Below are 22,431 nucleotides of genomic sequence, written 5' to 3' on the forward strand. Positions count from 1 at the left end.
CTTCGCCCACCAAAGCCCTAGCTTGTCCTTCAGTCAACGACAGTAAGGCAGGCAATCGGTGGTTTCCCTGGTAAAACGTACGGCATTGGCCGTCATTCTCAGCTCAGCAATAACGCTCCCGGCGGTAGCCGATACCGGGTCGGGGTCGTATCTGGCGGGGCGGCAGGCGATTTATCAAAGCGACTATCCAGCCGCCGAGCGGTATTATTCGCAGGCGCTTCAAGCAGATCCTAAAAACGCAAAACTGTTAGAAAACGTTGTTGTAGCGCGGTTGGCTCTGGGTGAAATCGAGCGTGCCTTGCCGGTTGCGAATGCCATCGAAGAACAGGATTTACCCAGTCAGGCTGCCCGGATGGTGATCGCGGCGAATTTGCTTGCAAGCGGAGAGCTGGATGAATTTCTGGCCCGAGACCCTGAGACACAGGGGGTTGGTCCTTTGGTCGATGGTCTGTTGATCGCATGGACACACATGGCGCAGGGTGCCATGTCCAAGGCGATGGAAGAATTTGATGCGGTTTCTACGCAGGAAGGGCTTAAAGAATTTGCGCTCTACCATAAGGCTATGGCCTTGGCATCGGTCGGGGATTTCGAAGGGTCCGAAGCGATTTTTGAGGCCGACAACGGTGCTGTTGCCCGCTTCTCGCGCCGCGCGGCGTTGTCGCGAACCGAAGTTTTGTCGCAACTCGACCGCAACGAAGATGCGCTTCAATTCCTTGATGATGTGTTCGCTGCAGGAAGTGACCCGACCATTGAAGGGTATGTAAGTCGCCTGACTAACGGCGAAACGTTGCCGTTTACACATGTGCGATCTGCACAGGACGGCATGGCCGAAGTGTTCTATTCAGTGGGTGCGGCACTGAGCGCCGAGGCCGCGCCCGACTATGTACTCCTCTATATTAGGGCCGCGACGTTCCTGCGCTCAGACCACATCGACGCGATCCTGCTGAGCGCAGAGCTGCTGGACGGGCTGGAGCAATATGATCTCGCTGTTGATGTCTATCGGCAGGTACCACCGACAAGCAGCGACTATCACGCTGCCGAGTTGGGGCGCGCCGAAGTGCTCAGCCGTTCCGATCGCAAAGATGCAGCCGCCGAAGTGTTGCAAAACCTCGCAGCGCAGAGCCCCGATTTGCCGGGCGTACATGTGGCTTTGGCAGATCTCCGGCGACAGCAGGAAAATTATACAGCAGCAGTCACGTCATATGACAAGGCCATTGCTCTGACCGAAGAAGGCGCGGGCAGCAACTGGTTCCTGCACTATGCACGCGGGATATCCCATGAACGTCTCAAGAACTGGGAGATGGCCGAGGCCGATTTCCGACGCGCGCTTGAGTTAAACCCGGATCAACCGCAGGTGCTGAACTATCTGGGGTATTCTTTAGTTGAACGAAAAGAGAAGCTGGATGAAGCGCTTGAGATGATTGAACGCGCCGTCGCTGCGCGACCGGACAGCGGCTATATTGTCGACAGTTTAGGGTGGGTGTTGTTCCGCCTGGGCCGGTATGATGAGGCGGTTGATCACATGGAGCGAGCCGTTGAGCTGATGCCTGTCGATCCGGTGGTGAATGATCATCTGGGCGATGTCTATTGGGCTGTAGGTCGTGCTCGCGAGGCGGAGTTTCAGTGGAAACGTGCCCTGTCCTTCATCGACCCCGAAGACACCGATGGAGAGGCCGATCCTGAGCGTATTCGTCGTAAGATTGAGGTAGGGCTGGATACTGTCTTGCACGAAGAGGGCGCTGAGCCATTGAAAGTTGCCAATGAAGGCTGAGGCATTCGCCCCCGCCAAAATCAACCTGACCCTACATGTAACCGGCCAGCGAGACGATGGCTATCATATGCTGGATTCATTGGTTGCCTTCGCAGATGTCGGGGATCGACTTACCTTTTCTTCGGGACCCAACCTGGCATTGTCGGTAGCGGGCGAGTTCTCGAGCGGTGTGCCAATCGACCATAGCAATCTGGTCTGGCAGGCTGCGGAGGCGGCTGGCTGGACCGGCAGCATTCTTCTAGACAAGCAACTGCCCCATGGCGGCGGTATCGGAGGCGGGTCTTCAGACGCAGCCGCGGTCCTGCGCACGGCGACGGCTCAGGGGTCCATAAACGCCAATGATATTGCGTTGTCGCTGGGGGCAGATGTCCCGGCATGCCTATACGCTGCTGCGGCGCGAATGCGAGGTATCGGTGAGCAGATCGAACCGATTAACTTGCCGCCATTGCCAGCTCTTCTTGTTAATCCGGGGATCGCAGTTCCAACCGGGCCTGTGTTTTCTGCGCTTCAATGTCGAGAGAACGCGCCGATGCCAGCGAGAATTCCTACGTTCAAAACGCCAGTAGATTGTGCGGCGTGGCTACGGAATCAGCGCAATGACCTTGAAGCGCCAGCGATGACGGTAGCCCCGGGAATTGCAGCTGTCCTTGATGCACTGAGCGATACACGCGACGTGTTACTGACCCGCATGTCAGGTTCAGGCTCTACCTGTATGGCGCTTTATCCGACCCTGAAAGCGGCCCATTTCGCCGCCTACGAGATCGGAGTCGCCCAACCCAACTGGTGGTGCCGCGCGACGATGCTTAGTTGAGGCGCGAAACAACGTAGTCCGCCAGATCGCCTAGCAATGTGCGGATTTCGTGGTCAGGAACGGCTTCCAATGACGCCTTCGCCTTGGCTGCCCAGCCGAACGCATCTGCGCGGGTAGCTTCCAGCGTGCGGTATTTGGCCATCAGCGATAGGGCGTAGTCCAGATCGCCTTCTTCCTGACGTCCGCGCCCTATCGTGCGTACCCAGAAAGCATGTTCATCAGCGGTGGCTTGCGCCACAGCTTTAATGACGGGCAGTGTTAGCTTTCGCTCGCGGAAGTCATCACCGACATTCTTGCCGGTGACCGCGCTATCACCTTGATAATCCAAAAGATCATCAGCGATCTGGAAGGCAACCCCAAGCGCATCACCATAATCGTAAAGCGCTTTGACTTGAGCATCGTTTGCGCCGGCAATGACACCACCAACCTCGGTTGCAGCCGAGAAAAGCGCGGCAGTCTTCCCACGCACGACTTGCAGATAGACACCCTCATCCGTGCCCAGATCGGTGGCTGCTGTCATCTGCAGCACTTCACCTTCCGCGATTGTGGCCGACGCGTTAGCCAGAATATCCAGAACCCGTAGCGAGCCCGTTTCAACCATCAGCTGGAAACTGCGGGAAAACAGATAGTCGCCAACCAGAACGCTGGATTTATTGTCCCATAGCAAGTTTGCGGTGGGCCGCCCACGCCGCTGCCCGCTTTCGTCCACGACGTCGTCATGCAAAAGGGTCGCGGTGTGGATGAATTCGACAGTCGCGGCCAGCTTAACGTGATGGTCGCCGGAATAGCCAAATAACTGTGCAGCAGCCAGCGTCAGCATTGGGCGCAGGCGTTTGCCACCTGCCTCAACCAGATGTGCAGTCACTTCGGGGATACGTGGGGCATGTTCCGACGCCATTCGGGTCCGAATCAGCGTGTTCACCGCTGCCATTTCACCCGCCAACATCTCAGACAGACGCTCATGCGGTTTCGAGATCGTGCTGACGCTCATCACACTCCTGATACAAGGCTCGACATCCCAGTCACCTTGCCCTTACATCCATCCCCATGAAAGAACTATTGCGCAGCACCGATCCGACAGTCCTGGCTTTTGCAACGGCTCTCCTTGAGGGCGAGGATATAGACTGCTTTCAGATGGACGTAAATATGAGCATCCTCGAAGGGGGCATAGGAATCTTCCCTCGTCGCTTGATGGTGCGCGCTGATGATCTGACCCGCGCCGAGCGCGTTATGCTTGATAACGAGATACCGCTGGGGCGATGAGCTTGTTTTCCGACAATGAGCTGACGCTGAATGAATTTCTGGGTGGTCGTGTGCGATTATGGCAACCAAAGACTGGGTATCGCGCGGGTGTTGATCCTGTCTTGCTGGCCGCTTCGGTTCCTGCCCTCAAGGGTCAGTCGGTGTTAGAGCTCGGATGCGGCGCGGGAGCCGCTATTTTGTGTTTGTTGGCACGTGTTCCGCAATTGCAGGCGACAGGGGTCGAACTGCAACCCGCTTATGCGGAACTGGCGCGTCGAAATGCCACTCAGAACGCAATGGACCTGTCGGTGGTCGAGGCTGATCTGAGCGCGCTACCCAGAGACCTGAAACAAGCACAGTTTGATCATGTCATCGCTAATCCGCCTTATTACAAGCCGGGTGCACATAGCCCATCGACCGATCCGGGACGGCAAATTGCTTTAGGTGAAAACACCCCACTAACAGAGTGGATAGATGTCGCGGCCCGGCGGTTAGCACCACGAGGATACTTGCACATGATCCAGAAAGCGGATCGCTTGCCAGACATACTGGCTGCATGCAGTGGCCGTTTGGGGTCGGCCGAAGTGTTGCCTCTTTCTGCACGCGTGGGCCGCCTGGCCGAGTTGGTGATTCTACGAGCTCGTAAGGGAGGTCGCGCCAGCTTTCGGTTACAATCTCCGCTGATTATGCATCAGGGGGATCGGCACCTTAAAGATGGTGAAAGTTATACCCCCGAGGTTTCGGCGGTGCTGCGCGATGGCGCCGCACTGGCCGGATTCGCTTCAGATCGGCAATGACCAGCCGAATTTGTCGGATTTATTACAGATTCTGTGCGTCTGCAGCGTGACAGTCTGGAAATGATGTGATCAACTTCTTACGTCATACTTACCAAACCAGAGAAGGAGGACCGCCATGAGCGTGAGCGCGCATCTGACGGAGTTGAAGAAAAAACACGAAATTCTCGGTCTTGAAGTAGAAGAAGCTCAACGCTCACCTGGTATTGACGATCTCCATATTGCACAGCTCAAGAAGCAGAAACTGAAGCTGAAAGAAGAGATCGAGCGCCTGTCGGCCTAAGCCTTCAGGCTGGCGCGGGCAGCGATTGCAGCGCCACCGGTGACAAGCAAGGCCGCGATCGCCAATCCCCACGACAGGGCGGCGATCCCGGCCAGAACCAATACAAGCGTCGATAGCAATGGTGCCGCGTATGAGGCGGTGCCGAGGATTTGAATGTCCCCGCGTTTAACTCCGATATCCCAAACATAGAACGCCAGCCCGACCGGGCCCAAACCCAAGGCGAGGGTTGAGGCCCAGCCTATTGCGCCCTTCGGCCAGACTGTTTCTTCAATTGCAAAATGCAGCGCCCAAGAGGCTATTGCTGTGATGATGCAGAACACCGCAACCGAACTTGTCGGTACATCGCCCAACCTTCGCGACAGAACCGAATAGCCTGACCAGGTCAGCGCACACAAAAGGGCCAGCCCATAACCGGGCAGATGTTGCGCCTGAAACCCTGCACTGCTGCCACCAGTAATGATCACTGCAGCCCCGGCAAAGCCTAGGCTAGCGCCGATCAGGTGGCCAGGTTTCAGGTGTTCGCCGGGGAGCAGGCCGGACAGCAAAACAATGAGCAAAGGCCAGAGATAAGCAATCAGCCCCGCCTCAGCGGCGGGTGCCATGCGCAGGGCTGAGAAATACAGAACGTGATATCCGAAAAGCCCAATTGCACCGAACAGATACGTGGTCCATGCGATCTGGCCCAACTGCTTCAGACCGCCATTTGCTATAGTCCAGATCAAGCCCAAAGTTCCACCGATCGTAAAACAAATTGCGTTCAGCAACAGAGGTGGAGTGGGGGCCGAGCCCACGGTAAACAAGGCCAGCAGGGACCACAGCAAGACGGCGACAAAGCCGATTGCGGTCGCACGGGAACGAGTCATGGGCGTCCAAGTTCCTTTTCTGGGATGATCTCAAAGTCGTCCCACATATGCGCGGTTTTTTCGATCTCTGCAAAGAACCATTCTCGGAAAGCAGCGATTTGTGGGCGGTCTTTGGCTTCGGGCAGGCAAATGAATCGGAACCGCGCTTCGGTCTGCACCGCCACTTTGAACGGGGCGACAAGTCGGCCTTCGCTCACATCCTTGATGATTAAAGGCCGCCGCCCCAGTGCAACCCCCAACCCGGCGCAGGCTGCATCTATCGCGTGATCAGGTTGAGAAAAATGGGTGCCAGTTGCAGGTGAATACGACATACCAACGGCGCGGAACCAGGACGGCCAATCGCAACCAGGGGCGACCTTGAAGAGGGAATCATCAAATATCAGCGGTGCGTCACGCAGCGATTCCGGTGTCTGGAACCTCTCATGCAGTTCAGGTGTCATGATCGGCGTCACCCAATCTGGTCTGGCGGCGTAAGAAGCCAAGTCTGCGTCGTCAGATATTCCAAATCGGATCGCCGCGTCCACATCATCGCGCCGCAAGTCGATAACCTTTAGTGATGCGGATAGCCGCAGTTCGATGTCCGGATGTAGTCGTGCAAACTCGAACAAGCGGGGGGCCAACCACTTCGCGGTCAAGGCTGGTCCGGCAGTGAGAGTCAGCGTCCCGATGCGCTGAAACCTTCGTGTTGCAGCCCATGCTGTCTGTAGTGTCGTAAATCCCTCTGCTGCGCCGGGTGCTAAAATGCGCCCTGCCTCGGTTAGTTCAACGGCGCGGTTCAGGCGGCGAAACAGCGGTTGCCCGAGGTGCTCCTCAAGCGATTTGATCTGAAAGGACAGTGCAGCGGGGGTGACGTGTAGCTCTTCCGCGGCCTTGGCAAAAGACATGTGCCGCGCGGCGGCATCAAAGGCACGCAATGCGGTCAATGGTGGCAGGCGGTCGCTCATTCAGTTAAAATTTCCTTAACTGATTATACGAAAAAGCTCGTTTGTAGACCAGAGAAATATGCCTCATCATCGGAGTAAGTCAAATGAAACTGATCTGAGAAAGAGGCAAACATGATTGAGATGACAACCCATCCTTCGGTTCAGCGCGCCTTTCAAAAGGCGCATTGCGAGCGCGGCAAAGCGGTCAGGAGCATCTGGCGAATGATTTTTGGTTCCCGCTGACTGCAGCGCGCGCGGACTTACGGGATAAAAGAAGGGCCGGTCCTTGATGGACCGGCCCGTTTTCGTTCCAATGCCGTTGGTTCAGACGAAGAACTGTGCACCGTTGGCCGAAATGGTCGAGCCATTGATGAACTGCGAATCGTCCGAGGCAAGAAAGGCGACGCAACGCGCAATCTCTTCCGGCTCACCCAGGCGACCTGCGGGGATCTGGCCAATGATCGATTCGCGCACTTTTTCCGGCACTGCCATGACCATCTCGGTCGCGATATAGCCGGGGCAGATTGCATTGGCGGTGATACCGGCCCGCGCGCCTTCCTGTGCCAGCGATTTTACAATACCCAGATCGCCTGCTTTTGTTGCGGCATAGTTCACCTGGGCGAACTGACCTTTCTGGCCGTTGATTGAGCTGATCACGATGATCCGGCCAAATTTACGCTCGCGCATGCCCGGCCAAACAGGGTGAACAGTGTTGAAGACACCCGTCAGGTTCGTGTCGATCACCTGATGCCATTGCTCAGGCGTCATCTTGTGGAACGGCGCATCGCGGGTGATACCTGCGTTGGCGACCACAATGTCGATCGGGCCGACCTCGGCCTCGACTTTTTCGATGCCCGCTTTGGATTCGTCGTAATCCGCAACATTCCATTTATAGGTGTTGATACCGGTTTCTTTGGTGAACTTTGCGGCGGCTTCGTCATTGCCTGCATAAGTGGCGGCAACATTATATCCTTCGGCCTTCAACGCCTTGGAAATTGCTGCGCCGATGCCGCGGGAACCGCCGGTTACGAGTGCTGTACGTGCCATTTAGGACTCCTCCAAATTTAGTCGTCTTGGTAATTCTGTTACTCTGAGAGTTAAGGTTGCGCAATATCGTTTCGCGATCGAATTAATCTTTCTGTCCGGCGATATTGTCGCAGTTTAGGGATATGATCCGATTGTAACAAAAAAGGGCGCCCTGTGGACGCCCTTTTGTAATTAGTTTTCAGCGCAATTAGTCGCGCTCCACGCACAATGCGACGCCCATACCGCCACCAATGCAAAGGGTCGCAAGACCCTTCTTCGCGTCGCGGCGTTTCATTTCGAACAGCAGGGTGTTCAGAACCCGACAGCCCGAGGCACCGATTGGATGACCGATGGCAATTGCACCGCCGTTCACATTTACGATCGACGGATCCCAACCCATGTCTTTGTTCACGGCGCAGGCCTGTGCAGCAAATGCTTCGTTGGCCTCGACCAGATCCAGATCGTCAACCGACCAGCCCGCTTTTTCCAGCGCTTTGCGCGAAGCGTAGATCGGGCCGACACCCATGATTGACGGGTCCAGCCCGGCGGTCGCGTATGAGGCGATACGGGCCAGAGGCTCAATTCCGCGCTTTTCGGCGTTCTCGGCCGACATCAGCAGGGTGGCTGCGGCACCATCGTTCAGGCCCGAAGCATTTGCCGCCGTGACCGAGCCATCCTTGGTGAAAGCTGGGCGCAGTTTGGCCATCGCCTCCATGGTCGCGCCATGGCGGATGTATTCGTCCTTGTCCATCACGATGTCGCCCTTGCGGGTCTTGATGGTGAAGGGCACGATCTCGTCGGCGAATTTTCCAGCGTTTTGGGCTGCTTCGGCCTTGTTCTGCGAAGCAACAGCGAATTCATCCTGCATGTCGCGGCTGATCTGCCATTTCTCGGCCACGTTTTCGGCGGTCTGACCCATGTGATAGCCGTTGAAGGCATCCCACAAACCATCGCGGATCATAGTGTCGATGTATTTCATGTCACCCATCTTGTGACCGGCGCGTAGGGCGGCGGCGTGAGGTGATAGGGTCATGTTCTCTTGTCCACCTGCAGCCACGATCTCGGCGTCGCCCAACTGGATGTGCTGAGCGCCCAGAGCGACAGCGCGCAGACCCGAACCGCAAACCTGATTGATGCCCCATGCCGCGCTTTCCTGCGGCAGACCTGCATTGATATGCGCCTGACGGGCGGGGTTCTGCCCTTGTGCGGCGGTCAGGACCTGACCCATGATGGTTTCGCTTACCTCACCCTTGTCGACCCCGGCGCGCTCGACAACGGCCTCCAGGACGGCAGCGCCCAAATCATGTGCGGGGGTGTTCGCAAACGAACCGCTAAAGCTACCGACGCCCGTACGTGCGGCGGATGCGATTACTACGTTGGTCATACAGTCAATCCTTTACCGTCATGGTCTTGTGGGAAATCTGACGGCGCAGGTCGTGGAGAGGCTTTCTCCGGATACAAGAGCGCCTCGGGTTCCCCGCTCCAGCACCTTCTGCAATACCGCAATGCTGCATCTGCAGCAACGGGCAGCTTGTCTCAGAGTTGACTGCCGTGTATCTTTGCGTGGCTTCTTTCTATCAACTGCCTGTTTTCGAGGATTTTTCTTTGATCCAAGGTGGGGAGACCGAAGGTGCGCCGTACAAGAAGCCCTGCAGGCAATCGACCCCATTTTCGATCAGAAAAGCAGCATCTTCAGCGATCTCGACCGATTCGGCGGTGACGAGAATTTCAAATTCACGTGCTACGGCGATCAGCGCGCGCACCAGCGCTTGATTGTCAGAGTTGTTACTGACGCCACGTATGAACTGCCCGTCGATCTTGGCGGCGTCGAAAAGAAACTCGCGAAAATGGCGAAAGCTGAAGTTGCTGGCTCCGAAGTCATCCAGCGCGAAGGCGATCCCGCGGGCTTGTTGCTGATCCATGAAGTCAACCACCAGCTCGGGCACCTGCATGGCTGACGCTTCAGAGATTTCTAGAATCAACCTCTCGCCCAGGCTTGCGTCTTTTTTCAGGAACCTATCCAGTACACGCGACCAGTTGGAATAACCGATGGATCGGGCGGACATGTTGATGGACAAGCGAATGCCGGGATTTCTGATCAGGGTGCGCAATCCCATCTCGAGCGCTATGCAATCCAGATCACGACCGATGGGCGTGTTTTCGACCTGTGGCATGAACTCGCGCGCGGGTATGACGCGACCGGTTTCATCCAATACGCGGATGAACCCTTCGTAAAAAGCGATCCCTTGCGGGGGGTGGGCCTGAATAACGGGTTGAAACGCCAGCCTGCATTGCTTGTGCTTTACCGCTTCAGTGGCCATCTGAACGACGGATTGGTCCCGAGAGGTGACGGCGGCGCTCAACGGGTTGTTTGACCCTTCAGGCAGGTCCGCGCGCTTCCTGTTTCCCATACTCTACCATTCCTCTGATCCCGACGTTTACGGTCCGGACAACAGTTTCAGGCAAGACAGGTAAAACCGGAGTTAACGAGCGTGTATTTATCTGCAGGTGCTGGGCAGGTGATCAGTGTGTGGACTGCCAGGCATGCCGCAGCGAAGCCGCCGCGCCAACCAGTGCTCCGAACAGTCCAAGCGCGGCCATAACAAATCCGAGTCCCAAAATAGTCGGGACAGCTCCGTTGAGCGCGGCGGCCATGGTGGTGACAAGACCCAGCAAACCAGCAACGGTAGAAATTCTCAGCAATTTTGACATGCGGGTCTCCGGAGAATGCTTACTTAAATCACCTTTCGGATATGGAGCAGCTGTGCCAAAAATCAAGCAGAGAAAAGGTCTTTTTGAGACTTAGGCCCGCTTTGGCGCGGTGGCGGACGCCTGCGGGTCGAATTGCTCAAACCCCGGTGTTCCGCAATCTTCCGGATGGCGGACAAGATGTTTGGCCTTGATCTGCTCGGAATTGTCTCGGCTACCATCATGGCTGTAGCCCGGAGGCGCAAAACAATAAGCTAATCGCTGGCGCAATGTCAGCCCAGGCTGTGTGGAATCCCTCCAAATTCCGACCCATTCATGAAACGCCACGCGCAGTGGATTGAAGGTGCCGATATTGTGTACGAGGCCATAGTCGACCTTGTCACCCTCTTGCTCGGGAACGAACGTGCCGAACAGCTTATCCCAGATGATGAACACACCGGCATAATTGCAATCTAGATAGCGTGCATTGCGTCCGTGATGGGCGCGGTGGTGGCTGGGGGTGTTCATCACGGCCTCGAACCGGCGGGGCAATTTGCCAATCGCTTCGGTGTGAATCCAGAATTGATAGATGAGGTTCAGGCCGCCGACAAACAGCACCATTGCGGGATGAAAGCCCAGCAGGATCAGCGGCGCACGCACCACCATCATGAAGGTGAGAGTATAGGTCCAGGTCTGACGCAACGCAGTGGTCAAATTATAGTGCTGCGAGCTGTGGTGGTTCACGTGGCTGGCCCAGACCCAGCGGATACGGTGCCCGAACCGGTGCACCCAATAATAGCGCAGATCATCCAGCACAAAGCAGAGGATGATGACCGGGATCGAAGTGCCCAGGTTCAGCGGCGTGATTTGCCACAGCCACATGAAAAACGCATACGCGATGAAGCCCAGCAAAAAGCCTGAGGCAATGTTGCCCGCCCCCATGATCAACGAAGTCACGGCATCGCGCGTCTCATACCGCCCGCCCTGACCTTTGACGGCGATCCATAGAAATTCCGCCAGAATGGCGGCGATGAAAAACGGTACGGCCCATTGCACCGCGTCGGGAAAGCTTACGTGATCAGTCATGCGGGTTCCATCAGATGTTGCCAGTGGCGGCACTCGGTTTCGTCGAGATGGATGAGTACGCGCGGAGTGCTGAAATCGTGAAATTGAACCTCAAACCCATCGGGATGGTCGATCCTGTCGAAATCCAGCAGATGCCGGGCTACGGTGTCAGCCCCGAAGGACCACAGCAACCCGGCGCCTGTCTCGGTTCGTACAAGGGCGGCATGACCGTCATGGGCGACCGTGACATCAATGACTGTGTCATCAGGGAAGTGTCGAAGCCATTGGATTTGTGCGGTTTCAGGCGTCAGTAGGCGCAAACGAGATCTGCCCGTCAGATGCAACAATAGCGTGATCCCGGCAATGCCGCCGACGACAAGTCCCAACAGAATTTCCAGCGGCATTCGATCCTCCTGCGGACAAACTGCAAGAGGTCGAATTGCCTGTCAAAGGTGGCGTGGCGTCAGCCGTGCTTCAGGCCGTCCAGAACTTCGTGTTGCACCACCCGTTCGACAAAGGGCACCAAACCCTCGGGGCCCGATGTGCGATCTTTTAGATGGATGCAGATATCGGGACGGCGCGCGGCAATGATGCCGACCATTTCACCGCGTATATTGTCGTCCAGACCGGCACCCATGATGGCGCAGGCGATGCGGGGTTCGGTGTCCAGTTGTCGCCGGACCTCATTCTGATCATGTGCGCCCAGCCATTGGATAGGTAAATGATCCAACTGCTGTGCAACGTCACCGATTACATTCGGCAAACGGCCGATCAGTAATACTACTGGCTTCATATGGCCTCCATTTTGCTGATCACAAACGAAAACCGGCCCAACGGGGCCGGTTTCAGTCTAACACAAAATGAAGCGGGCGGCTTTAGCTATTGGCCTCTACCAGAGCCGAAATGATTGACTTCGCGCTTTCCGAGTTCCATTCCGCATCGCCGATCAGGCGCGCAATTTCCTGCCCTTCGGGGTTCAGAATGACGGTAATCGGCAGGGCGATGACACCGAATTCGCGTGCGGCGGCAGAGTTAGGGTCCTGATGGCGTGGCAGGTTGTCGATGCCGTTCTCGTCAAAGAACTTCTTGATCCCTGCAGGCGTGTTACGGCCAGTGGCCAATGTCAGCACTTGGAACTTGTCGCCGCCAAATTCTTCCTGAAGCTCAGCAATCTGCGGCATTTCCTTGCGGCAGGGGGCACACCATGTGGCCCAGAAGTTCACCAACACGTATTTGCCGGCATAATCTTCCAGCGTGCCGACACCGCCATCATCTTCCAACTGGAACTCGATCGTTTTGGCCTCTTTCGGTTCCTTGTGCAAGATCAACCGCTTCAGGGTTCCGTCACGCAGCGGACCAAGCGTCTCGGCATCCGTTGCCAAAGCGGCGTTTGCACCCAGCGCAAGGGCCATATAAAGGGGGATCAGACGAAATAGGCGCATATCAACTCCGGGTTTTCTTACATGACCGATCAATCTTCGAACCAGATGTGGGGCGGCCGCTTTGCCGCCGGTCCAGACGCGATCATGGAGGCAATCAATGCCTCGATCGGGTTCGATCAGCGGATGGCAGCCCAGGACATTGCAGGCTCGCGCGCCCATGCCGCCATGCTGGCTGCCACAGGCGTTATAACTGATAGTGATGCGCAGGCTATTCGGGAAGGGCTGCTCACCGTTTTGTCAGAAATCAAGAACGGTACGTTTCAGTTTTCGACCGCGCTGGAAGACATTCATATGAATGTCGAGGCGCGGTTGAAAGAGGTGATCGGAGAGCCAGCAGGCCGATTACACACGGGTCGCAGCCGGAATGATCAGGTCGCGACCGATTTCAAACTCTGGGTCCGCGATCAGCTGGACGCGGCAGAAACCGGTCTTCTGGCCTTGATCCGCGCGCTTTTGGCGCAGGCCGAGGCTGGTGCCGATTGGGTCATGCCAGGCTTTACCCATCTGCAAACCGCGCAGCCAGTGACTTGGGGCCACCATATGATGGCCTATGTCGAGATGTTTGGCCGCGACCTGTCCCGCGTCCGCGATGCGCGTGCGCGGATGAACGAATCCCCCTTGGGCGCTGCTGCGCTAGCGGGGACCTCTTTCCCAATCGATCGACATATGACCGCTGAAGCACTGGGCTTTGATCGCCCCGCAGCCAACTCGCTGGATGCTGTCAGCGACCGCGATTTCGCGCTGGAGTTCCTGTCGACCGCTTCGATCTGTGCGGTCCACCTGTCGCGCTTCGCCGAGGAACTGGTAATCTGGTCTTCGGCCCAATTCCGTTTTGTCACTTTGTCCGACCGGTTCTCGACCGGCTCGTCAATCATGCCGCAGAAAAAGAACCCCGATGCCGCGGAATTGATCCGCGCGAAAGTGGGTCGCATTTACGGCGCCAATACAGCGTTGATGATGGTGATGAAGGGCTTGCCGCTGGCCTATTCCAAGGACATGCAGGAAGACAAGGAACAGGTCTTTGATGCCGCCGACAACTGGATGCTGGCGCTTGCCGCAATGGAAGGGATGGTCAAGGACATGACCGCCAACCGCGACAGCCTTGCAGCTGCTGCAGGGTCCGGTTTCTCAACTGCAACCGATCTGGCCGACTGGCTTGTCCGTGTGCTAGGCCTGCCGTTCCGCGATGCGCACCACGTAACCGGTTCGCTGGTTGCCATGGCCGAGAGCAAAGACTGCGAACTGCCTGACTTGACGCTTGAGGACATGCAGTCGGTTCATGCTGACATCATTGATGATGTCTATTCTGTTCTTACGGTCGAAAATTCGGTAAACTCGCGCCAGTCCTATGGAGGCACCGCACCGGATCAGGTGCGAGCCCAGATCAAGCGATGGAAGGCGCTAGTGTAATGCATATACGACGCGTGGTGCTGTTGATTGCGGTTGCAGCGGCTCTGGCTGGCTGCGGCGCTGACGGCGAACCCATCCAACCCACCATGAGCGCAAGTGTTGGCGTTGGCAGCAGCGGCACTTATGGCGGTGTCGGGGTTGGCGTGCGTCGCGGTGGTCTGGGCGTATTTCTGGGGCTCTGAGGCATTGCCATTTGTATTTGTCATCCCCATGTGAGCAGAACAACCAGCTGCACGCTGCTCCTCTGGACGTAAGGTGGCGACATGAAATTCTTTGGCCTGATCTTGGCACTTGTCGTTCTTGCAGCTTGCGACCCGGCATACAAACCACAACCCAAACCTGAGCCCGAAGCCCGCTCGACAGGAATTTCGGTATCTGGATATGCGCGGATCGGTGCATCGAAGACCTTCTAGATAGCGATGGGATTTCTGCAGATGGCTGGAATCATTTGATCCACATGCCTCTTTTGGTCTAAGCGCGCGGTATGGATCATTTTCTCTACCGCGACGGCGCGCTTTTCGCCGAGGATGTGCCAATCTCCGAAATCGCTGCAGCGGTCGGGACCCCGTTTTATGTTTATTCGACGGCTACTTTGCTGCGGCATTTCAAGCTGTTCGATGACGCGCTTGAGGGCACCGACCACCTTGTCTGCTACGCGATGAAAGCGGCCAGCAATCAGGCAATCCTGAAGACGCTGGCTCAGGCAGGTGCGGGGATGGATGTGGTTTCTGGCGGAGAATACCGGCGTGCCAAGGCTGCAGGCGTGCCCGGCGAAAAGATCGTCTTCTCGGGCGTTGGCAAAACTGCAGATGAGATTCGCACGGCACTGATTGGTGGGATTCGGCAATTCAACGTCGAATCCGAGCCTGAAATGCAGGTGATCAATGCGGTCGCGCTAGAATTGGGCGTGAATGCGCCGATCACCGTTCGGGTGAACCCGGATGTCGATGCCAAGACCCATGCCAAGATTGCTACTGGAAAGTCCGAGAATAAGTTTGGCATCCCGATCTCGCGCGCCTCCGAGGTTTATGCGTTGGCTGCAAGCCTGCCGGGCCTCGAAGTGATCGGGATCGACGTCCATATCGGCTCGCAACTGACCGAATTGGAGCCGTTTGAGCTGGCCTATAACAAGGTCGCGGAACTCACTGAGCGTTTGCGCTCCGAAGGGCACAATATTCGGCGCCTTGATCTTGGGGGTGGATTGGGCATTCCCTATACGCGTTCCAATGACGCGCCGCCCTTGCCAGTTGAATATGGCGCGATGATCAAGAAAACGCTGGGCCATCTGGGCTGTGAGATCGAGATCGAGCCCGGCCGACTGATTGCGGGTAATGCGGGTCTGATGGTGTCCAGGGTTATTTACGTCAAATCCGGTGAAGACCGCGATTTCCTGATCCTTGACGGGGCGATGAACGACCTGATCCGCCCCGCTATGTATGAAGCGCATCATGATATAGTCGCCGTCGACGAACCCGCCGCCGGGGTCGAACAAAGGCCCTATGACATTGTCGGTCCTGTTTGCGAATCCGGCGATACATTTGCCAAGCAGCGCAATATGCCTCCCCTGAAATCGGGTGATCTTATCGCTTTCCGCAGCGCGGGGGCCTATGGCGCGGTGATGTCCAGCGAGTACAATACGCGCCCCCTGATCCCTGAAGTTCTGGTGAACGGGGATCAATTTGCCGTAATTCGTGAACGCCCAAGCTTTGACGAAATCATAAACCGCGATACCATACCAGAGTGGCTCTGACGCGATAGGCGCGCGGGCCGGATCAGGAGGCCCGCCTTGCGCGAGAACCAGACCCTGCCGATTCCAAGACTGTCCCTGTGGCTGACGCATGGGGGCATGCTGGCCGAGCAGGTGATGCGCGCCTTCTGGCCCTTCTATTCAATTCTCATGGCGTTGCTCGCAGCACTGATGCTTGGGCTGCAGGATCTTGTGCGCATCGAAACCGTCTGGATTTCTGCGGCTGTTGGATTGATTGCGTTGATTGCGACCGCGATCTTGGGAATCCGGCGGTTCCACCTGCCAACCCGTGCCGAGGCGCTGGTTCGGCTGGACGAAACCCTGTCCGGTCGCCCGATTCAGGCGCTGATGGACGATCAGGCGATCGGTGCGATGGATGCGGATTCGGTAGCACTTTGGCAAGCACACCAGGCGCGCATGGCAGACCGTGCTTCAAAGGCCGATCCGGTGAAACCCGACCTACGGTTGGCCTCTCGTGACCCTTATGCTCTGCGGTACGCCGCGCTGCTGGCTTTGGTCGTTGCTGGACTGTTCGGATCGTTCTGGCGGATTGGCTCGGTGGCGGATATGACGCCAGGGACCGCGCAGGCCGGGCAGGGACCAACGTGGGAAGGCTGGGTTGAACCGCCACGTTATACGGGCTTGCCGACGCTTTACCTTGCTGATCAAACTGATCCAACACTTACGGTGCCCAAAGGCAGCCGCATCACGCTGCGGTTCTACGGGGAGATTGGTGCACACAGCTTGACCGAGACGACGACGCCGCTTGGAACCGAGGCCGCAACCGAGGCAGAGCAGGACTTTGTTGCCGATCGCTCGGGCCAGTTGCGGATCGAAGGTCCGGCTGGACGCGATTGGGCGCTGGACATACTCGCGGACACTAAACCACAGATCGAGGTGGCGGGCGCTGCTGAGGCCGAAGCTGGCGGACAGATGAAACTACCGTTCGCGGCGTCCGACGACTATGGCATCATTTCAGGCACGGCTCGGATCGAGTTGAATCTGCCTGCTGTGAATCGTGAATTTGGCCTGGCGACTGAACCGGAGCCGCGCGAGATCATCACGGTCGAGCTTCCGATGCCGATCACCGGCGACAGGACGGATTTTACCGAAGACCTGATCGAGGATTTCTCGCAGCACCCCTGGGCGCATTTGCCGGTGAAAATTACCCTCTTGGCCGTTGATGCGGCAGATCAGGAATCGGTGGCCGAGCCTTATTTGGCCGATCTGCCTGCCCGGCGTTTCTTTGATCCACTGGCTGCCGCGGTCGCTGAACAACGGCGCGATTTACTCTGGTCGCGCGACAATTCACTGCGCGTCGCACAATTGTTGCGTGCCGTCTCGCATCTGCCCGAAGATTTGTTCCGCTCGGACACCGCCTACTTGCGCCTGAGGGTGATCTTGCGTCGGTTGGAAACCTTTGATCGGCACGGTGCGCTAAACCTCAAACAGCAGGAAGAGATCGCGCAGGCGCTATGGGATCTCGCTGTTCTGATCGAGGACGGAACACTGGCTGACGCTTTGGAGCGGATGCGCCGCGCGCAAGAGCGTTTGACCGAAGCAATGCAGAACGGTGCCAGCGATGAGGAAATCGCTGAGTTGATGCAAGAGCTGCGCGAAGCAACGCAGGATTATATGCGACAGCTTCAGCGTCTCGCCCAAGAAAACGGCGAAGATGGTCAGAACCAACAAGGCCAGAACGGCGAAACGCTGCAGATGACGCAAGATGACCTGCAGCGGATGATGGATCGCATTCAGGAGCTGATGGAACAGGGCCGCATGGCCGAAGCGCAGCAGGCGCTGGAAGAGTTCCAACAGATGATGGAAAACATGCGCGTCACACAAGGGCAAGGCCAGGGTGGCCAATCCGAAGGTCAGCAGGCCATGGAGGGGCTGGCGGAAACTCTGCGGGAACAGCAAGGGTTGAGCGATCAGGCCTTCCGAGATCTACAGGAACAGTTCAATCCAGGAGCCCAATCCGGCGAAAGTCAGGGCAATGAAGGCAGCAGCGGCGGGCTCGGGCGTGGACAAAGCCACGAAGGTCAGGGCGGACAGGGCCAGGGTCAGGATCAGGCAGGTGCGGGGCAGCAAGGTCAGGGATCTCTGGCGGATCGGCAACAAGCGCTGCGAGATGAACTGGGACGGCAGGAACAAAGCCTGCCGGGTGGCGGCACGCCTGAAGGTGATGCCGCACGTGACGCGCTGGGCCGTGCAGGGCGAGCGATGGACGAGGCCGAAGACGCCTTGCGCAGCGATGATCTGGCCGAGGCGATCGACCGGCAGTCCGAAGCGATGGAAGCGCTGCGCGAGGGGATGCGATCACTGGGTGAGGCCATGGCGCAGAACCAGCAAAACCAGCCGGGGCAGGGTACGGAAGCGGGTGATATGCAAGCCAACAACCGCGACCCGTTGGGCCGCGCGCCGGGATCGGCAGGGTCGATCTCGACCGATGATAACCTGTTGCAGGGCGAAGACGTCTATCGCCGAGCGCGCGAGCTGCTGGATGAAATCCGTCGCCGCACTGGCGAACAGGATCGGCCTCAGATTGAGCTGGAGTACCTCAAGCGCTTGCTCGAAAGGTTTTAGTTCTGTCCTGCGCCACCGGTCTGTGATTCTAACCACAAACGCGCCTGATCGACCATTGATACATAAGATTTCAGCACCGGATCAGCTTGCGGTACCGCTTCGCTGATCTGGCTAGCATTGCCATAGATCAGAAACAGAATAACGCCGATGATCAGTATCAGCGCGAAGCCACGTAAAAATCCACCGGATTTGCGAGCCGGTGCATCTGTTTCAGCCTCGTCCGAGCTGAGATCGCTGCGTAGGCCGGAATTGATTGCCTCAACATCAGGTAGCTCATCGCGTTGACCTGCATCGGCTGCTGATTCAGTGGCGGAAGGTCTATTGGATTTGACCTTTGGCTCTTCGGGTGGGTCAAGGGCCAGATCAGGCTGGCTTTCTAGACTACTGCCTTCACGCTCTCGCAGATCAGCCTCGCGCGCGGCTTCTTCCTTTAGGATGTTAGAAACTGCGGGATCTATGTTGCTGGCACTCTCATCATGAGATGCTTCGGCGACTGTTTTGACCTCTACAGGATCCGGCGAGTCTATTTCCTGCGTTGCCTCGGCCTCTGTTTCGCCGGTGGCAGGGTGTTTTTCCTGAAACCAGGTCTTTTCGCAATTGGAGCATTGCACTTCGCGCCCGTCTTCTGGGATCACCTCGTCCGGGACTTCGTACTGGGCGCTGCAATTCGGACACGTTAAACGCATTCTGCCTCCTGGCCTTCAAGGCTGGCCTGATAATAGTTTTTTCAGGGATGATATTCCGTTAAGACCCAACAGCAAAGCGTGTTTTCGGTTTCGCGGGCCAAGTGTCGCCAATTGGCCCCGCCCGAGGCATTGAATCCAGCGCTGCGCTCGGGCAAGAGGTGAGCAGAACAATGGGGGCAGGCGTGATCGAGCTGGACAATATCAGCTATACCTACGGCGGCGGCGAATTGCTGAGCGATGTTTCGCTGCAGTTGCAGCCGGGTTCGTTCCACTTTCTGACCGGCCCATCTGGTGCGGGCAAAACCACATTGCTGAAACTCTGCTATGGCGCGTTGCTGCCAACCTCGGGCAAGTTGATGGCCTTTGGCGAAGATATCGCCAGCATGGACCGTGACCAGATGGCGCTGCTGCGCCGTCGGATCGGCGTGGTGCATCAGGATTGCCGCTTTCTGGATCACATGACGCTGGCCGAAAATGTTGCGCTGCCGCTGATGGTCTCTGGGCGCTCTGAGAATGGGCAGCAAGACGACCTGACCGAGCTGCTGAGCTGGGTCGGACTTGGAAGCAGACTCGAAGCACACCCGCCCGAATTGTCGGGTGGGGAACGCCAGCGTGCCGCCTTGGCCCGCGCGGTCATTTTGTCGCCTGACGTGGTGCTTGCGGATGAGCCCACCGGCAACGTGGATTGGGAGATGTCTCAACGTCTGCTGCGCCTGCTGATCGAACTGAACCGGATGGGTAAAACCGTGCTGATCGCCACCCATGACCTAAGCCTGATCCGCGCCGCGAAAAGCCAGGTTCAGGCCCGTGTTCTGCGCATCGCGCAGCGCCGGGTGCAACTTGCGGGGGCGGATCTATGAGCAAGGGCATGATCCGAAATTTGCTGCGCCGCGACACTCGCGCTGATCGCGTTGTGCCACCTACTGGTTTCACTGCTCAGCTGACCCTGTTTGTCTCGGGCGCGATGGCATTTCTCGCAGTATTTGCACTGGCCCTGTCGCTGGCCTCGGGCCGTGTGGCGGATCGCTGGGCCTCGGAACTGGCAGGGGCTGCGACATTGCGGATCAATGCCCCTGCGGATCAACGTGCGGCGCAAACCGAGGCAGCTTTGAACGTTCTCCAACAGACGCCGGGGGTCGCTTCGGCCCGCGCGTTGACGAGCGAAGAACAGGCCACACTGCTGTCGCCCTGGTTCGGACCGGACTTGCCTCTGGACACATTGCCAATCCCGCAGCTGATCGAGATTATCGAAGGGGAGCCCGGCCTGGATGCGGCTGGTCTGCGCCTGAGATTGGGGGCAGAAGTGCCGGGCGCGGTGCTGGATGATCACACCCGCTGGCGCGAGCCATTGGTTGATGCGGCCAATTCACTGCGGCGTCTGGGCTGGATTTCGATCCTGCTGATTGGTGGCGCTACTGCCGCTATGATCACCCTAGCCGCCAACGCCTCACTTGCCGCCAATGCGCAGATTATCGAGGTACTGCGTCAGGTCGGCGCGCGGGATCGGTTCATCGCCAGAGCTTTTGTGCGGCGCTTTACCTTCCGCGCGCTTTTCGGGGCGGCGGTTGGAACCCTGTTAGGTATGTCTGGTGTTTTACTGCTACCCGAGGCCTCGGACACTGGTGGATTTCTTACAGGGCTTGGGTTTCAAGGGATTGGATGGCTACTGCCGGTGCTGATACCAGTGTTGGGTGCCGCCGTTGCATTTCTGGCCACATGGTCGGCAGCACAGCGCAAGTTAAAGGAGCTTTCGTGATGTTCATGGCCATTCAATGGGTCCGGTCGCTGATCTTCATGATCACTATCTACGCCTGGATGCTGGTCCTCGGGATCATCTTTGCCCCCTATGCGTTGTTTGCCAAAAGTGGCGCTTTGCGCGCCTGTAAGACCTATGCGCGGACGACCAAATGGTTGGCCCGCTGGATGGTTGGTATTCGTTGTGAAGTGCGCGGAGAGGTGCCTCATGGTGAGGTTGTGATCGGCGCCAAGCACCAGTCGTTTCTGGACATCATCATAATCTTCGACGCCATCCCGCACGGCAAATTCATCATGAAGCGCGAGCTTTTGTGGACGCCGGTCATTGGCATGTATGCGCGCCGTCTGGGCTGTATCCCGGTCAATCGCGGCAAACGAGGGGCAGCGGTGGCCAAGATGGTCAAAGATGTTGCGCGCGAGTTCAGCGAACCCGGACAGTTGGTGATCTACCCGCAGGGAACGCGCGTCGCGCCGGGTGTGCACAAGCCCTACAAGGTCGGAACGGCGGTTTTGTATGAAGGCCTCGGGTTCCCGTGCGTACCCGTTGCCACCAATGCGGGTGTCTTCTGGCCCAGAACCGGTGTCCTGCGCAAGCCGGGCAACGCGATTGTCGATTTCCTTAATCCAATCGAGCCCGGCGTTGCACGAAATGACTTTCTTGAGCGGCTGGAATACGTGATTGAGACACGGTCGAACGAATTGATGCAGGAAGTGGGGTTTGATCCGGATGGAGTTCATTAAGGACATCGCTACGCTCGAAGCGCTCTACGGGACGCCCGGTGCGCCATCTATACGCAAGGTGGCGCGGCAACTTACTCCGCTCTATCGCAAGTGGATCATGGCCTCGCGCCTGTGCATTCTTAGCACCGTCGGCCCCGAAGGTGTCGATGGCAGCCCGCGCGGAGACGACGGATCAGTCGTATTGGAACTGAATCCGGGCACTTTGGCCCTGCCGGATTGGCGAGGAAACAACCGTCTGGATTCACTGCGAAACATCGTTCAGGATCCCCGAGTGTCGCTGATGTTTTTGGTGCCCGGCTCGAACAACGTGGTTCGGGTAAATGGGAATGCTCAGTTGACCGATGACAACGACCTGCGCGCCCGTTTCGAGAAAAACGGAAAGCGCCCTGCGACCGTGATTTTGATTGAGGTATCCGAGATCTACACCCAATGTGCCCGCGCCCTGATCCGAGCCGGAACCTGGAGCGGTCGTGATGAAACCGATGGCCTTCCGAGTGTTGGCGAGATTCTGTCTGAAATGACATCGGGTGAAGAGGGCGGCGCGAAATATGATCAGGAATGGGGTGCCCGCGCCGCAAAGACTATGTGGTAGCAGCTT

General features: G+C 57.5%; 26 protein-coding genes. 14 read left to right on the top strand and 12 right to left on the bottom strand.

What is annotated here, in order from left to right:
- Positions 1 to 58: 58 nt before the first annotated feature.
- Together AC2FI7_RS12285 and AC2FI7_RS12290 are read left to right on the top strand one after the other, a co-directional pair.
- A complete protein-coding gene (locus AC2FI7_RS12285; RefSeq protein ID WP_010443643.1) occupies positions 59 to 1,771 on the top strand; it encodes a tetratricopeptide repeat protein in 1,713 nt (570 codons plus the stop codon).
- Positions 1,761 to 2,582 (top strand): 4-(cytidine 5'-diphospho)-2-C-methyl-D-erythritol kinase, encoded by an 822-nt coding sequence (locus tag AC2FI7_RS12290; RefSeq protein ID WP_010443644.1) that lies wholly within the window; start codon positions 1,761 to 1,763, stop codon positions 2,580 to 2,582. Before AC2FI7_RS12285 ends, AC2FI7_RS12290 begins: the two co-directional genes overlap by 11 nt.
- On the opposite strand, the gene AC2FI7_RS12295 is transcribed toward AC2FI7_RS12290, so the two are convergent.
- Positions 2,575 to 3,573: a polyprenyl synthetase family protein gene (locus tag AC2FI7_RS12295; RefSeq protein ID WP_010443645.1), complete on the bottom strand. Its 999-nt coding sequence runs from the start codon at positions 3,571 to 3,573 to the stop codon at positions 2,575 to 2,577. The genes AC2FI7_RS12290 and AC2FI7_RS12295 overlap by 8 nt on opposite strands.
- Positions 3,574 to 3,629: 56 nt before the next feature.
- Between AC2FI7_RS12295 and AC2FI7_RS12300 the strand changes: the two genes are divergently transcribed.
- The 3 genes from AC2FI7_RS12300 (at position 3,630) to AC2FI7_RS12310 (ending at position 4,901) form a co-directional block, all read left to right on the top strand.
- Entirely contained in the window at positions 3,630 to 3,845 is a 216-nt protein-coding gene (locus AC2FI7_RS12300) for a putative signal transducing protein (RefSeq protein WP_010443646.1), read from the top strand.
- Positions 3,842 to 4,621, top strand: coding sequence for a tRNA1(Val) (adenine(37)-N6)-methyltransferase (locus AC2FI7_RS12305; protein ID WP_010443647.1), 780 nt, complete (start codon positions 3,842 to 3,844; stop codon positions 4,619 to 4,621). Before AC2FI7_RS12300 ends, AC2FI7_RS12305 begins: the two co-directional genes overlap by 4 nt.
- Positions 4,622 to 4,736: 115 nt before the next feature.
- Positions 4,737 to 4,901 carry a YdcH family protein gene (locus tag AC2FI7_RS12310; RefSeq protein WP_010443648.1) on the top strand — a complete coding sequence of 55 codons (165 nt, stop codon included), beginning with the start codon at positions 4,737 to 4,739 and terminating at the stop codon, positions 4,899 to 4,901.
- Here AC2FI7_RS12310 and yddG read toward each other — a convergent pair.
- From yddG to AC2FI7_RS12360, 10 genes are all read right to left on the bottom strand, one after another.
- The gene (gene yddG / locus AC2FI7_RS12315) at positions 4,898 to 5,764 is read right to left on the bottom strand and encodes an aromatic amino acid exporter YddG (RefSeq protein WP_010443649.1); all 867 of its coding nucleotides are present in this window, start codon (positions 5,762 to 5,764) and stop codon (positions 4,898 to 4,900) included. The two genes, AC2FI7_RS12310 and yddG, sit on opposite strands and share 4 nt — an antisense overlap.
- Positions 5,761 to 6,708 carry a transcriptional regulator GcvA gene (locus AC2FI7_RS12320; protein WP_010443650.1) on the bottom strand — a complete coding sequence of 316 codons (948 nt, stop codon included), beginning with the start codon at positions 6,706 to 6,708 and terminating at the stop codon, positions 5,761 to 5,763. The genes yddG and AC2FI7_RS12320 overlap by 4 nt, the downstream gene beginning before the upstream one ends.
- A gap of 303 nt (positions 6,709 to 7,011) precedes the next feature.
- Complete coding sequence (gene phbB / locus AC2FI7_RS12325; protein WP_496816089.1) at positions 7,012 to 7,734, bottom strand: acetoacetyl-CoA reductase; 723 nt, start codon at positions 7,732 to 7,734, stop codon at positions 7,012 to 7,014.
- Positions 7,735 to 7,921: 187 nt separating this feature from the next.
- Entirely contained in the window at positions 7,922 to 9,097 is a 1,176-nt protein-coding gene (locus tag AC2FI7_RS12330) for an acetyl-CoA C-acetyltransferase (protein ID WP_170771978.1), read from the bottom strand.
- 193 nt (positions 9,098 to 9,290) lie between these two features.
- Positions 9,291 to 10,124: an EAL domain-containing protein gene (locus AC2FI7_RS12335; protein WP_496816090.1), complete on the bottom strand. Its 834-nt coding sequence runs from the start codon at positions 10,122 to 10,124 to the stop codon at positions 9,291 to 9,293.
- Positions 10,125 to 10,236: 112 nt separating this feature from the next.
- On the bottom strand, positions 10,237 to 10,425 hold the full coding sequence (locus tag AC2FI7_RS12340) for a hypothetical protein (protein WP_496816091.1): 189 nt from the start codon (positions 10,423 to 10,425) through the stop codon (positions 10,237 to 10,239).
- Between the two features lie 90 nt (positions 10,426 to 10,515).
- Complete coding sequence (locus AC2FI7_RS12345; protein ID WP_496816092.1) at positions 10,516 to 11,487, bottom strand: sterol desaturase family protein; 972 nt, start codon at positions 11,485 to 11,487, stop codon at positions 10,516 to 10,518.
- Entirely contained in the window at positions 11,484 to 11,870 is a 387-nt protein-coding gene (locus AC2FI7_RS12350; RefSeq protein ID WP_029622271.1) for a hypothetical protein, read from the bottom strand. The genes AC2FI7_RS12345 and AC2FI7_RS12350 overlap by 4 nt, the downstream gene beginning before the upstream one ends.
- Before the next feature lie 59 nt (positions 11,871 to 11,929).
- Positions 11,930 to 12,259 carry a hypothetical protein gene (locus tag AC2FI7_RS12355; RefSeq protein WP_010443662.1) on the bottom strand — a complete coding sequence of 110 codons (330 nt, stop codon included), beginning with the start codon at positions 12,257 to 12,259 and terminating at the stop codon, positions 11,930 to 11,932.
- Between the two features lie 82 nt (positions 12,260 to 12,341).
- Entirely contained in the window at positions 12,342 to 12,908 is a 567-nt protein-coding gene (locus tag AC2FI7_RS12360; protein ID WP_010443664.1) for a TlpA disulfide reductase family protein, read from the bottom strand.
- Between the two features lie 21 nt (positions 12,909 to 12,929).
- Between AC2FI7_RS12360 and argH the strand changes: the two genes are divergently transcribed.
- From argH to AC2FI7_RS12385, 5 genes are all read left to right on the top strand, one after another.
- Entirely contained in the window at positions 12,930 to 14,318 is a 1,389-nt protein-coding gene (gene argH / locus AC2FI7_RS12365; RefSeq protein ID WP_010443666.1) for an argininosuccinate lyase, read from the top strand.
- Positions 14,318 to 14,500, top strand: coding sequence for a hypothetical protein (locus tag AC2FI7_RS12370; RefSeq protein ID WP_010443668.1), 183 nt, complete (start codon positions 14,318 to 14,320; stop codon positions 14,498 to 14,500). Before argH ends, AC2FI7_RS12370 begins: the two co-directional genes overlap by 1 nt.
- Before the next feature lie 81 nt (positions 14,501 to 14,581).
- A complete protein-coding gene (locus AC2FI7_RS12375) occupies positions 14,582 to 14,731 on the top strand; it encodes a hypothetical protein (RefSeq protein ID WP_010443671.1) in 150 nt (49 codons plus the stop codon).
- 71 nt (positions 14,732 to 14,802) lie between these two features.
- Positions 14,803 to 16,068, top strand: a complete 1,266-nt coding sequence (lysA, locus tag AC2FI7_RS12380; protein WP_010443672.1) for a diaminopimelate decarboxylase — start codon at positions 14,803 to 14,805, stop codon at positions 16,066 to 16,068.
- Between the two features lie 96 nt (positions 16,069 to 16,164).
- Entirely contained in the window at positions 16,165 to 18,651 is a 2,487-nt protein-coding gene (locus AC2FI7_RS12385; protein WP_238528858.1) for a TIGR02302 family protein, read from the top strand.
- Here AC2FI7_RS12385 and AC2FI7_RS12390 read toward each other — a convergent pair.
- Positions 18,648 to 19,337: a zinc-ribbon domain-containing protein gene (locus tag AC2FI7_RS12390; RefSeq protein WP_010443677.1), complete on the bottom strand. Its 690-nt coding sequence runs from the start codon at positions 19,335 to 19,337 to the stop codon at positions 18,648 to 18,650. The two genes, AC2FI7_RS12385 and AC2FI7_RS12390, sit on opposite strands and share 4 nt — an antisense overlap.
- Before the next feature lie 182 nt (positions 19,338 to 19,519).
- Between AC2FI7_RS12390 and AC2FI7_RS12395 the strand changes: the two genes are divergently transcribed.
- Genes AC2FI7_RS12395 through AC2FI7_RS12410 form a run of 4 tightly spaced genes read left to right on the top strand, consistent with a single transcriptional unit; the run spans position 19,520 to position 22,425 of the window.
- Complete coding sequence (locus tag AC2FI7_RS12395; protein WP_010443679.1) at positions 19,520 to 20,197, top strand: cell division ATP-binding protein FtsE; 678 nt, start codon at positions 19,520 to 19,522, stop codon at positions 20,195 to 20,197.
- Positions 20,194 to 21,093: a cell division protein FtsX gene (locus AC2FI7_RS12400; protein ID WP_010443680.1), complete on the top strand. Its 900-nt coding sequence runs from the start codon at positions 20,194 to 20,196 to the stop codon at positions 21,091 to 21,093. Before AC2FI7_RS12395 ends, AC2FI7_RS12400 begins: the two co-directional genes overlap by 4 nt.
- A complete protein-coding gene (locus AC2FI7_RS12405) occupies positions 21,093 to 21,833 on the top strand; it encodes a lysophospholipid acyltransferase family protein (protein WP_496816094.1) in 741 nt (246 codons plus the stop codon). Before AC2FI7_RS12400 ends, AC2FI7_RS12405 begins: the two co-directional genes overlap by 1 nt.
- The gene (locus AC2FI7_RS12410; RefSeq protein ID WP_496816119.1) at positions 21,820 to 22,425 is read left to right on the top strand and encodes a pyridoxamine 5'-phosphate oxidase family protein; all 606 of its coding nucleotides are present in this window, start codon (positions 21,820 to 21,822) and stop codon (positions 22,423 to 22,425) included. Before AC2FI7_RS12405 ends, AC2FI7_RS12410 begins: the two co-directional genes overlap by 14 nt.
- Positions 22,426 to 22,431 lie beyond the last annotated feature (6 nt).

The sequence above is a fragment of the Ruegeria sp. YTSA064 genome (assembly GCF_059610325.1).